At 35.7% G+C, this 11,954-nt stretch carries 15 protein-coding genes; 10 read left to right on the top strand and 5 right to left on the bottom strand.

All coding sequences use genetic code 11. The annotated features are described in order from the left end of the window. Nucleotides 1–108 precede the first annotated feature (108 nt). The 6 genes from P7D84_RS07485 to lepB all read left to right on the top strand — a co-directional run bounded on the left by P7D84_RS07485 (nucleotide 109) and on the right by lepB (nucleotide 4,819). Nucleotides 109–948 (top strand): fatty acid kinase binding subunit FakB, encoded by an 840-nt coding sequence (locus P7D84_RS07485; RefSeq protein WP_137603429.1) that lies wholly within the window; start codon nucleotides 109–111, stop codon nucleotides 946–948. A gap of 55 nt (nucleotides 949–1,003) precedes the next feature. After that, nucleotides 1,004–1,855 carry an SGNH/GDSL hydrolase family protein gene (locus tag P7D84_RS07480; protein WP_137603428.1) on the top strand — a complete coding sequence of 284 codons (852 nt, stop codon included), beginning with the start codon at nucleotides 1,004–1,006 and terminating at the stop codon, nucleotides 1,853–1,855. Beyond that, nucleotides 1,855–2,466 carry a YpmS family protein gene (locus P7D84_RS07475; protein ID WP_137603427.1) on the top strand — a complete coding sequence of 204 codons (612 nt, stop codon included), beginning with the start codon at nucleotides 1,855–1,857 and terminating at the stop codon, nucleotides 2,464–2,466. Before P7D84_RS07480 ends, P7D84_RS07475 begins: the two co-directional genes overlap by 1 nt. Nucleotides 2,467–2,502: 36 nt before the next feature. Then, complete coding sequence (locus P7D84_RS07470; protein WP_137603426.1) at nucleotides 2,503–2,724, top strand: YozE family protein; 222 nt, start codon at nucleotides 2,503–2,505, stop codon at nucleotides 2,722–2,724. Nucleotides 2,725–2,806: 82 nt separating this feature from the next. Next, a complete protein-coding gene (locus P7D84_RS07465; RefSeq protein ID WP_311805819.1) occupies nucleotides 2,807–4,228 on the top strand; it encodes a S41 family peptidase in 1,422 nt (473 codons plus the stop codon). Between the two features lie 42 nt (nucleotides 4,229–4,270). Further along, the gene (gene lepB, locus P7D84_RS07460; RefSeq protein ID WP_137603424.1) at nucleotides 4,271–4,819 is read left to right on the top strand and encodes a signal peptidase I; all 549 of its coding nucleotides are present in this window, start codon (nucleotides 4,271–4,273) and stop codon (nucleotides 4,817–4,819) included. 165 nt (nucleotides 4,820–4,984) lie between these two features. On the opposite strand, the gene P7D84_RS07455 is transcribed toward lepB, so the two are convergent. The 5 genes from P7D84_RS07455 to P7D84_RS13830 all read right to left on the bottom strand — a co-directional run bounded on the left by P7D84_RS07455 (nucleotide 4,985) and on the right by P7D84_RS13830 (nucleotide 8,169). Continuing rightward, nucleotides 4,985–5,416 (bottom strand): GNAT family N-acetyltransferase, encoded by a 432-nt coding sequence (locus P7D84_RS07455; protein WP_311805817.1) that lies wholly within the window; start codon nucleotides 5,414–5,416, stop codon nucleotides 4,985–4,987. A gap of 93 nt (nucleotides 5,417–5,509) precedes the next feature. Then, the gene (locus P7D84_RS07450) at nucleotides 5,510–5,920 is read right to left on the bottom strand and encodes a YybH family protein (protein ID WP_311805816.1); all 411 of its coding nucleotides are present in this window, start codon (nucleotides 5,918–5,920) and stop codon (nucleotides 5,510–5,512) included. Between the two features lie 1,129 nt (nucleotides 5,921–7,049). After that, a complete protein-coding gene (locus P7D84_RS07445) occupies nucleotides 7,050–7,232 on the bottom strand; it encodes a hypothetical protein (protein WP_311803867.1) in 183 nt (60 codons plus the stop codon). Between the two features lie 206 nt (nucleotides 7,233–7,438). Next, the gene (locus P7D84_RS07440; RefSeq protein WP_311805814.1) at nucleotides 7,439–7,639 is read right to left on the bottom strand and encodes a hypothetical protein; all 201 of its coding nucleotides are present in this window, start codon (nucleotides 7,637–7,639) and stop codon (nucleotides 7,439–7,441) included. A 215-nt stretch (nucleotides 7,640–7,854) separates the two neighbouring features. After that, entirely contained in the window at nucleotides 7,855–8,169 is a 315-nt protein-coding gene (locus P7D84_RS13830; protein ID WP_376716919.1) for a DUF1648 domain-containing protein, read from the bottom strand. A 637-nt stretch (nucleotides 8,170–8,806) separates the two neighbouring features. On the opposite strand from P7D84_RS13830, the gene P7D84_RS07435 reads away from it, so the two are divergent. From P7D84_RS07435 to P7D84_RS07420, 4 genes are read left to right on the top strand one after another with little or no spacing between them, the layout of a single operon-like run. After that, on the top strand, nucleotides 8,807–10,504 hold the full coding sequence (locus tag P7D84_RS07435; RefSeq protein ID WP_311805812.1) for an FAD-dependent oxidoreductase: 1,698 nt from the start codon (nucleotides 8,807–8,809) through the stop codon (nucleotides 10,502–10,504). Between the two features lie 57 nt (nucleotides 10,505–10,561). Continuing rightward, nucleotides 10,562–10,729: a hypothetical protein gene (locus tag P7D84_RS07430; RefSeq protein ID WP_311805810.1), complete on the top strand. Its 168-nt coding sequence runs from the start codon at nucleotides 10,562–10,564 to the stop codon at nucleotides 10,727–10,729. 12 nt (nucleotides 10,730–10,741) lie between these two features. After that, the gene (locus P7D84_RS07425; protein WP_311805808.1) at nucleotides 10,742–11,347 is read left to right on the top strand and encodes an ABC transporter permease; all 606 of its coding nucleotides are present in this window, start codon (nucleotides 10,742–10,744) and stop codon (nucleotides 11,345–11,347) included. Then, nucleotides 11,341–11,952, top strand: a complete 612-nt coding sequence (locus tag P7D84_RS07420) for a glycine betaine ABC transporter substrate-binding protein (RefSeq protein ID WP_311805806.1) — start codon at nucleotides 11,341–11,343, stop codon at nucleotides 11,950–11,952. Before P7D84_RS07425 ends, P7D84_RS07420 begins: the two co-directional genes overlap by 7 nt. The last annotated feature ends 2 nt before the right edge of the window (nucleotides 11,953–11,954 follow it).

Here is an 11,954-nt window from a genome sequence, read left to right as displayed (position 1 = left end):
GCGTCGTTTTTTCAAGATTTATAAAGAAGTAGTCTCAACAATGATTTATTTCATCAGGTTTGATATACTAAAACTAATTTGATACTAGGTATGGAAAGAAGGATCGGAATGCCAAATGTTAAAATTGTAACGGACTCTTCTTGTACAATTGAGAAATCTGTGCGAGATGAATTAAATATTACTGTTATCCCATTATCAGTGATGATTGATGATGTCGTTTATCCTGATGATGATGAGTTGACAGGGGAACGATTTATGGAGATGATGGCACAAGCCAAAAACTTACCAAAAACGAGTCAGCCGCCGATCGGTTATTTTGCGGAACTTTATGACGAGTTAGGAAAAGATGGTAGTCCAATTGTATCGATTCACATGTCTCATACATTAAGTGGTACGGCAGAAGCAGCAAGACAAGCAACGTTTTTAAGCAGCAGTGATGTAACAGTCATTGATTGTGGTTTTATCGACCAATCGCAAGCTTTTCAAGTGATTGAAGCCGCAAAATTGGCTCAAGCAGGAGCCTCGCTTGAAGATGTTTTAGCAGTAATCGAAAAAGTAAAAGATCACAGTAAACTATTTATCGGTATTTCTTCTTTAGACAATATCGCAAAAGGTGGACGAATCAGTCGAGTTGCAGGAGTGATCTCTAGTGTATTGAATATGCGTGTGGTAATGGAGCTTGAAAATGGTGAGTTATTACCAATCGCAAAAGGGCGCGGAAAAAAAACATTTAGTAAATGGTTTGCTGCGTTTAAAGATGAATTGAACAAGGTCAACGTAAAACAGATCGGTATCTCCTATGCCGGAAAACTGGATTTTATCGACGAGGCCAAACAAGCATTACAGGAAATGTTTCCAGATATGCATATTCCCGTACTGCATACGAATCCAATCGTAGCGACTCATACGGGACCTGGTGCTTTTGCGATCATGTACTATACAGATTAGTTGAACTTGCCTCTAGCGATAGAGGCGTTTTTTTATAAAAGGAGTAAATAGCTGAATGAAACGATTTTCAACAATATTAATCCCACTAGCAGTTGCGGTCGCCACATTGCTGGTTCTTTTTCTCACAATCCCTAAAGCTGATTCTCGCATCAAGGTCGTTTCTGACGAAGGACAAAACTATAAAGAATCTGTCCATTTTGTGGCAGTGGGAGATTCGCTGACTGAAGGTGTCGGAGATGAAACACAGCGTGGTGGGTATGTGCCCTTAGTGGCTGATGCGTTGCAACAAAAGTATGAACTTGCTTCTGTTGAAAAAGACAATTATGGTGTTTCAGGTGAACGTAGTGATCAGATTTTGAAACGAGTGAAAAAAGATTCTGATGTGCAAAATAGTTTGAAAAGTTCGGATCTTATTACGATAACGGTTGGCGGAAATGATCTGTTTCAAGCTTTTCAAAAGAATTTGAACGCCAAAAAAGCAAATCAGTTCAACCGCTCAATCAGAAAATACGGGGAACATGTCAGTGATCTTTTAACTGAAATTCGAAAACTGAATCCCCAAGCACCTATTTATGTAGTGGGTATCTATAATCCATATTACTTGAATTTTCCAGATATCAAAGCGATGCAGACAGTAGTAGATAATTGGAACGATGAGACCCAGCGTTTGACGACAGAAACAACCAATTGTTTTTTTGTCCCAGTCAACGATTTATTGTATAAAGGAATTGCCACAAAAGATAGTCAACAAACGAGTGAAAGTTCTAGTTCTGAAGTCAAAAACAACGTATTGTATGATAAAGACAATTTCCATCCGAATAATTTAGGCTATCAATTAATGGCAAATGCGATTCAAGAAAAAATAATAGATACAAAAGAGTTATGGTTAATGAAGGAGAGCAAGTGATGAAAGAAATAACGAAAAAAATCAATGGTTGGAAAATTGCTTTTCTAGTTTTGATCGGTATTCTCTTAGGCAGTGTATTATTTGCAACGGTACGGATTTTTACAGTTCGTGAAACGAATCTGCCGCCAAGTAGTGAAACGACTGTTCCTAAAGGATCGCCTGTTTTAACGATGAATACGAATAAGAAAAAATTGAATACAGTGATGGCATACTTTTTAAATGACTTACAAAAAGATTCGACTGTAAAATATGAATTCTATCTGGAAAACCAAGCCATGCTAAAAGGCGAGTTCAAAATTTTAGGAGCGAAAGTAGAATTTTATCTTTACTTTGATCCATATGTTATGGATAATGGCAATGTCCAGTTAAAAGCTCGTGATTTGTCGATTGGTACATTGAATTTACCGGTAAGCCAAGTGATGGCGACAGTCAAGCGCAGTTACACTTTCCCAAAATGGGTGGCAATTGATCCTAAAGATCAGACCATTGTGTTGAAATTAAATAAATTTAAGTTAAATAATGGCATGTTTATCAAAGCAAACCATATCGATCTAGTTGGGGATGATATTCAGTTTGGTTTGTATTTGCCAAAAGAAAAAACCAATAAGTGATCCATAAGATCCCTAACAATTATCGAGGTGGAACCAATGCGAAGAAGTTTTTATCACTATATCTTGACTCAACGCGGTCATGATTTTCATGATCCTGTCGAAGCATTTGCAGGAGCAGTAGCCAAAGATATCACATTTCCCAAGCAATCAGAGGATTATCATGAAATTACGGATTACTTAGAGTTAAGTGTCGATTATTTAGACTCGATGGATCTTTTTGACCAAGTTTGGGAGAAATATTTAGAAAATAATAAATAATTATCAAGGAAAAGCGATGGAAAGCTTTTCCTTTTTTTTCTGTCGTGCTATCATGAAAAAAAGGGTGAAGGGAAAATGTGCCTTGCAGAAAAAAACATTACCAGTATCGCTTTTTTTACTAGCGATCATATTTACTATCGTGGTTACTGCGGTAGTGACTCATTTTATTGAACAGAAACAAACAATGGATAGTGAATCTATTGTTAAAATTACACGAAATGATTTAGATGATGTCCAAGATCTCTATGATCTAATCAGTACCAATTATGTGGACAAAGTCGATAAGGAACAGTTGATTCAAGGAGCGTTAAAGGGCATGACAGAATCCTTGCAAGATCCGGAATCTACGTTTTTAACAGCAAAAGAGACCAAAGAATTAAATGCTGAATTGGCTGGGAGTTTCGAAGGAATCGGAGCCAGTTTGCAACTTGAAAATCGTTTGCCAGTAATCGACCGGGTACCTGTAAAAAATTCTCCTGCTGAGAATGCTAAGTTGAAGGCGAAGGATATTATTTTGGAAGTCGATGGTCAAAAGACAAAGGACAAATCGTTGGATCAAGTATCAAGTATGATTCGCGGAAAAAAAGGTACACAAGTCAAATTATTGATCCAACGCGGCAGTGAAAAGTTTGAAGTCTCTCTGGAACGAGACATCATCCCTGAAGACACAGTCAAAGGTGCCCTCGATTCACAAAATAAGTCACTCGGTTCGATTCAGATTGATAATTTTCGTGATACAACGTCGTTAGAGTTTCGGACGATTATAGAAAAATTACGTAAAGAAGGAGCAACTTCTTTTGTGATTGATCTGCGTCAAAATTCTGGAGGCTTGATGGCTGAAGCTGAACGTGTAGCCAGCTATTTCTTAGAAGATGGTGACACTATTGCTCAATTTTCAAATAATAAAAAAACCATCTCCACGGATAAAGCAGGTAAAAAGATCGACCAAGGATTTAAAGTTAAAGAGCCAACAGTATTTTTAATTGATCAAGAAAGTTCATATGGAGCTGAATTGTTAGCAGCAGCTGTAAAAAGTAAAAATTATCCAATCATCGGAGTAAATACTTTTGGTAAAGGCAGTGTTCAAAGTATCAGTCCAATCGGAAAAGACAATTACGTCCAATTAACGATCATGCGCTGGTTCACACCAGATGGCTCTTCAGTTGAAGGCACTGGAGTAGCACCAACGATTGAAGCAGATTATCCTGAATACGCCAAACTTCCACCAATTTCAAAACAGTCGAATTGGCGCATCGGGGATTCTGGAGATGCAGTCCAAAACATCAATACGATGTTAAAAGCGTTGGGTTATCCAACAGAAGGTGAATTATTCAATGAAGCGACTAAAGAAGCCGTAGCCAAGATTCAAACTGAAAATAATCTGCCGGCAACAGGTGCGCTAGATGGTAAAACTATCGATGCTTTACAAGAAAAGGTATTTGCATTGATCAAAGCCAATGACGTTGCTTATGCAAAAGCCGTTGAGACATTAAAAAACAAGTAACAGTATCTGTTCTACAGCTTTTGATCACAAGGAGGGAAGTCATTGAAAAAATTACTGACAAAAAGTCATTTATGGTTAGGTATCAAATATCTATTGATTTCCCTTTTTGTTGGTGTAGTGATTCGAGGATTTCTATTGATTCCTGTTCCTGTGACAGGAAATTCCATGGATCAAACCTTGACGCAAGGAGATATGGTTTTGATGGAGAAATTCAGTAAAGTCAAGCGATTTGATGTAGTTGTCTTTCAACAACCGGATGGAACGATCTATATCAAGCGAGTAATCGGATTGCCTGGAGATGAGGTTCGTTACGAGGATGACCAGCTTTTTATTAATGGTAAGAAAGTGACAGAATCGTTTCTAAGTAATAATCGAAGATCAGACCACCAAGTGTCTCCTTATACCACCGATTTTCAATTGACTGAATTAATCGGTAAAAAACAATTACCTAAAAATGAATATTTTGTTTTGGGAGACAATCGACGGGTTTCCAAAGACAGTCGCTCTTTCGGGACCGTTCAAAATAAAGATATTTTAGGTAAAGCACAGTTTGTCTATTATCCATTGACTCACATAAAAATGATTGCTTAAAAAGATGGGGAGGCCCATCTTTTTTTGTCTTTTAGTATTTGTTGCTTTAAATAAATTATAAAGAAGTGAACTAACCTCAACAAAAACTCCTTTCGCTAACTTGAGCAGCAGCTCTGTATCAAAAGGAGTTTAATATTGTCTTGGGATTATCAGATAGAAAAAGTCTCACTGATGCCATTCTAGAAAATATTCTATCTCTTCTGTTTGGATATCTAATTTTTCTTGTTGAATGTGAAAACCGTTCTTTTGATAAAATTTTAGTGCTAGCGTATTTTTTTGGTAAACATCTAGTGTTAGCTTTGTATGAGTGGATTGAATCGCTTTAAGTAATTGGGTCCCAATACCAAGTGAACGATAGTCCTGCAAAATAAAAATTCCTGCAATATACGCATTAATGATTCCGAGAAAACCGACAATTTTATTGTCGGAGTAATAGGCATAGATGGTCGCGGAAGAAAAAGCTTTTTTTACAAAAGAATAATTGTTGAGCCAGTGTTCTTTTTCGATAAAGTCATGGGTATCTAAGTTACTCATCAACCACATTTGAGAAATAGTCTCTAAATCGGAACTATCTAAATGTTCAATCAACTTGACCATAGGAAACTCCTTTTTTCAAAAAGTATATCATAACTAATTATGTACTGGTCTGTTAATAAAAAAACAGTCCTTAAGTAAAAGGACTGTTTTTAGCTATTCGACTAAATCAGTACCATAGGAATTGTCAATAGCACAAAACCATTTTCCCTCAATATTCCGGAAAACATACGTTGCTCGACGTTCCATTGAAAATTCTGATTTTTCTTTTGCCTGTTCACTAGCTTCTAAAAATGTTTGTGCAAGTACAAGAACGGTATCACCGGCAATCAAGTAAAGCATTTTTCCTTCAATCGGTTTGATTGAATTATCGAAATACTCAGCAATTTTAACAAAAGCTGATTTTATTTTATTGCGTCCAGGCACGATTGTTCCTGGTTTAATGACAAGTATCGCATCATCTGTATAATAATTTACTAGCTCATCAAAGCGTTCCTCATGAATCAAAAAATCGCATGTATCAATAATTGATTTAATTTCTCTTTCAATCGTTTCATTGTCAATCATAGTGAACATCTCCTTATTATAGAAGTATAGCACAAGATATGGACGCCCATGTCTTATTAGAAAAATAAAGATACAAGTATCCTAAGAATGGAAAAATTTTAGCGATCTTCTAGAAATGCGAGGAGCATCAAAAGAATGGAAGGTATCCAAAAAAATTTATTTCCTATTAGTCCAAGTATAAAAAATCTAGGGATATAAAAAACCAAAATATTCTCAAAAGTTTGCCTCTAAAAATACACTTATATTAAAGCTGATGATAGAAACCAAAACTATTTAAAAAAGCAAAAAGACAAAACCTAACAATTAAAGCGCTTTTAAAAAATAATTATGAGACTATAGTATAAATTCTTTCAGCTGCTTACTGTCAGTTTAATTCGTTTACTAAAAAGTGGGTGTAATTAATATACAAAGAGAGATATATCATTGAATCAACCAAAGAGAAAAGCTATATAAAAAAATAGTTTAATGTGATTCTTGTGCCTTTTTTAAGGCTAATTGTACATTTAGTAAAAAACTTATGAATAAGAAAATACCAGCTAGTTTGCCCACAATATTTCGACTAGTAAAGAAGAATAACAAGGATGTAATAAGATAAAGGACAGAAGTTAAGGTATAAATATTTTTAAGTCTGTTGAACATGTAACTACTCCTTAATAAATTGTCAGTGAAAGCCATAAAATAGTCTATCATAGGAGAAAAAGCTCTACGAGTAGCAACTAGCATTGATTCATTATGAATCAATGCTATTCTGTTTATATTATCATACAAAATAGATTTCAGATAATGAGTAATTAGTAGAGATCACTAGAAAGATAAGCTAGTGGAGGAGATTATGTAGAAAAGAGGGATGATATAGTTACAATAACTAATATCGCTTAGATTTTGTCTGAATTTTTTGAGGTTAGGTAAACAAAAATTTAGTGATATATTTCATTTGCTGGGTACACTAATTAGATTATAATTAATACCTTAATTATTTCAAATATTAATATCTCATATGAGTTCAAAGACCTTTCATCTTGATTTATTGTACAACAAATTTAAATGGCGGATTGTTTTGTAATTTATTGTTAGTCATCGAATACGATCAATAAAAAAAGACAGCACAATTCTATGTGCTATCTATTGGTTAATGAGATAAGAATCCTTGGATGACTCCTAATATCATAGGAGCTAATCCAGAAAAAGAAACTAGGATAAGAGAAATTTTTTGAAGTAGAGTTAAATTCTTAAAATCACGATAAAAAGCATAAATCATTAAAATAACTCCTAATGTTGTCAAGAAGCTAAACAAAATATATAAAGTCTGCATTATTAACTCCCCCCTTGTTTAGTGATAGTTTATCAAATTTAAGTAAGATAAGGAAATAATGGCAGAAATAGACCATAGTAGGGGCAAAGTAATACCTTAAACTTAAATAACATTTTTATCTTTTTTGGGAGAAATGAATTAGTATCCATCTTAGAAATAAGAAAAATACTACTGAAAATTTTGGAAACAAGTTCTCTGTTAACCGCTCAATGTTCTTTTAATTTATGAAAAAGAACAAAACTGATTAGGATTGATCCAATCGAACCAATAATTACCACGATATTGGAAAGTCCCAAAATAGCAAAACTATATCCTTTTCCTTGTATTCCTCCAATGATACCTCGTATCAAATGTTGCGCTGGTAAAACCAATAATATCATTGCAAATAGTTGTAATAGAAGTTTCATACATTTCACCTAACTGTCGTTATTGATAAATCGTAATTTATTATAGTGTTGCGACAAGTCCAATAAGAATAATACGGATGAGCTGAAAAATCCTATCTGATTATACAAATAGTCAAAATTTGAGAAAATCAGAAGATAGGTATGGATTTTATAATTTTTTCATTCACATCAGTACGAACTTTTTCTTTTCGTATTAATTTATATAAGAAGGTCTATCAAAATAGTAAGTTGTAGTACATGGAAAGTATAGAGAAAACGGCAAAAATCAGTGTGAGATTGACTAGTATACTGAATATTCGTTGACCGTAGATGTAATGGAATCTATTCTGACTAATCGACAATACAAAGATGACTATCGGCCAAATATAAATGGATGTTTTGTTACCAAATTGATTTGGAGTGCCTGATAAGTTTATATGAGTAGGAACTTTAGGAGGCAAGTCAGGAAAGATATAGATACTCAAAATAAGTAAAACCAAAGCAATAACATAGCCACCATAAACTAAGACTTTCTTGAAAGAATCATACACTACGAGTTTCTCCTTTATTGATTTATTTAGGGACAATAAAAATTGATTAAAACAATTTCAACTTACCACCACTTTTAACAAAATTCAAGTGTTGTTCATTGACTTATTCGATTCATTAGCGAGTTTATTAATCTATTTGATATTCGTTAAGGAGTGAAAAATTGTCTTGTAATTGAACGGGGAAAAATAATGATTTATCAAATTTTTAATTGACAGATTATTTAAAGAGTCGTAAACTATGAAAATACAATGAGTAAAATTATAATAACATTTGGCTATGATGAGAAGAGTAGCCTGCAAAGTATATTTTAAGCGACCATCGTTGGTGTAAGGATGGAATAGAAATGTAGGTGAAGATGAGCTCTGAGCTTTTCAGTATGGTGCAAGCTATGCTGACGTCTGCATTCGTTACCATGCCAGGCTTTTGACGTTGGCGGACAAGTCAACTAATTGAGTTGTTGAGGCTTATATTTGTAAAAATATAAGTAAAATTGTAGGTGGTAACACGAATCTTCGTCCTGCTGTGATCGTTTAGATCATAGCAGGGCTTTTTTAGTATTGTTTCCACTTAGTCAAAATGTTTTTACATTGCGGTATTAGTTTAAATAAATCAAGAATGATGAAAGGGGAAAAATTTATGTCAAAAAAAATTGTTGTAATCGGTGGTGTCGCTGGAGGAGCTTCGGCCGCTGCACGTTGTCGGCGTTTAGATGAACATGCACAAATAACCATGTACGAAAAAGGGCCGGATGTGTCTTTTTCTAACTGTTCATTGCCTTATTATTTATCTGGTGTAATCGAGGATGCGGATGATATCGTTTTGATGAATCCATGGGAATTGAAACACCAATACAATATTGATGCGATAGTGAATCATGAAGTCACTGAAATTGATGCAAAAAATCAAACAGTGACAGTGAAAAATCTGCTTGATGAGACAATAGAAGACGTTGCATACGATGAATTATTTTTATCACCGGGTGCCGTACCAATCCGACCACAAAGTATCAGCGGCATCAATAATGAAAATGTCTTCACTATTCGCAATGTAGTTGATATCAAGTCATTATACGATTATCTGACAAATCACTCCATCACTGATGTCACCGTAGTTGGCGGTGGATTCATCGGTATCGAAACTGTAGAGAATCTGGTCAATGGTGGTTTTAATGTTAATTTAGTAGAAGGAGAGGATCACGTTCTCAATACGATTGATTATGACATGGCGCAAATCATTCAGAGAACGCTGCTAAATCATAAAGTCAATGTGATTGTTGGGGATACGGTAACAGCTATCAGTGAAACAAATGTGACACTGAAATCTGGGCGTCAATTAAAAACAGGCGCTGTAGTATTAGCGTTGGGAGTGACTCCTGATACTAGGTTAGCAGAAGCCGTTGGGATTAAAATTGGCAGTACAGGTGGTATTCAAGTCGATCAAAATTTTCGAACGAATATCCCGCATATTTATGCTGTCGGTGATGCAGTGGAAGTGATCAATCGCCAAACTCATCAACGGCAGAAGTTAAGCTTAGCCTTTCCAGCACAGATGGAAGCCCGTCAAGCCGCGGATCACATTTATGGAAGACAAACGCATAATCGTGGTGTGATTGGTTCACAATGTGTACCGGTATTTGAAATGAATGTTGCCGCCACTGGTTTAACAGAAAAAAATTGTCAAAAAAATCACATTGATTATCGAACCGTGATGGTGATTCCAAAGGATAAAGTTTTATTGATGCCTGGAGCCAAGCCATTATTTTTCAAACTAATTTTTGCCTACCCTACCGGAGAGATTTTAGGAGCTCAAGCAATTGGCGAAGGTCGAGTCGATAAACAGATTGATGTAATCGCCACGATGATTACTAATCACAATCATGTGGAAGATTTGGAAAATCTGGAGCTGTGTTATCAGCCGAAGTTCAGCACAGCCAAAAATGCAGTTAATATGGCTGGATTAGTAGCAACCAATATTTTAAACGAAGAATTTTACCAAATTTCAGCTAGTCAAGTACGAAGATTAGTGGAGCAGCATGAATTGATTATCGATGTCCGTGAACCTGATGAATATGAAAAAGGACACGTCGTAAGTGCAATCAATATTCCTATGAGCGAATTTCGTGAACGTTTAGACGAATTTCCTCGAGATAAACCAATTTATATTCACTGCTTAAGTGGTCAACGTAGTTATAATGTAGTACGCGCACTGATGAATTTAGGCTACACCAATGTTTACAATATTGCCGGTTCATTTATGGCAATCTGTGAATATGAATATTTCAATGATCAAGTACAACCACGCGAGTCGATCATTGATACGTATTGGTTTGATTAATTTGATATTTAAAGATACACATTTCGTAGACAAAATTATCATCAGGGGAGGAGTCAGGTGAAAAAAAGTATTAAAATACGTTATTTATTGATCAGTGTCATGACGATCACTGTGTTGTTAGGCTCATGGATTGTCGCCACCAATTTAAGGATTGTACCAGCAGTACTGCTTCCATCATTAGATAAAATTAGTCAGACTTTCATCGATCTTAGTCGTTCGGGTTAAGGTGGTACACTTTTGTATGTTCATTATTGGATCACCATGCGTCGATTATTTGTAGCAATTTTATTTGCGGTACTTATCGGTATCCCATTAGGATTACTCAGTGGATATGTACGCTGGATAAATGCCATAGTCGATCCATTGATTCAATTTATTCGGCCGATTCCACCACTAGCTTATTATACGTTGCTGATTTTATGGTTGGGTATCGGTGAATCCTCTAAAATCATGTTGTTGTTTTGGGCGGCTCTGCCACCGATTTATATTTCTTGTTTTGATGCGGTACAACGAATTGATAGTGAATACTTGCAAAGTGCGGCGTCACTAGGCGCCAGTCGGCATCAGATCTTTTTTAATATCGTCTTTCCCGCATCATTACCTGATATTTTTACTGGATTACGATCTGCTGTCGGTGTAGCATACACCACGATTGTTTCAGCTGAAATGATTGCTTCTAGTTCCGGGGTTGGCTGGATGATTATCGATTCCTCTCACTATTTGAAAAGTGATGTTATGTTTGCCGGCATCATTTTGCTGGGAATCACAGGAGTTTTGATTGATTGGTTATTAAGAGAAATGGCCTGCCGAATCGTTCATTGGCGTGGTAAAAAAGAATGTTGAAGAAATTTTTACGATTTTTGGTCATCGTTGGCGTAACCCTGACGTTAACAGCATGTACTTCTGCTAAAAAATCAACAACGCCGATGAAAGTAATCCGTATTGGTATTTTACGGGTGCCCAATGATATGGCGGCTACACGTCAAATGAAAATATTAAAAAAAGCTTGTGCTCAAAATGGTTATAAAGTTAAATACATTACTTTTGATTCTGGTGTCGATGCGAATAAAGCATTGTTGTCTAATAGTGTTGATTTAGCTACGATGGGTGATACAAACGCCGTAGTAGCGATGGCAGCAGCAATTCCGGCAAAATTAGTTTGGATCAATGATGTGATTGGAAATAATGAAGCTCTAGTAGTCAAAAAAAAGCTTGGCATTCGACAAGCTCAGGATTTACGTGGCCTAAAAATAGCTACCCCTTTTGCTTCTACCTCTCATTACAGTCTGATGATGTATTTACAACAACAACATTTGACTGATCAAGTGACATTGGTGGATATGCAGACGCCAGAAATCGTTGCCGCATGGCAGCGTGATGATATAGATGGTGCTTATACGTGGCAACCTAGTCTGGATAGCTTGCACGCAAGCAACTACATTAGTTAGTA

This window comes from Enterococcus dongliensis (assembly GCF_031927985.1).
GTDB lineage: Bacteria > Bacillota > Bacilli > Lactobacillales > Enterococcaceae > Enterococcus_A > Enterococcus_A dongliensis.
This window is presented reverse-complemented; position numbering and strand designations above follow the sequence as displayed.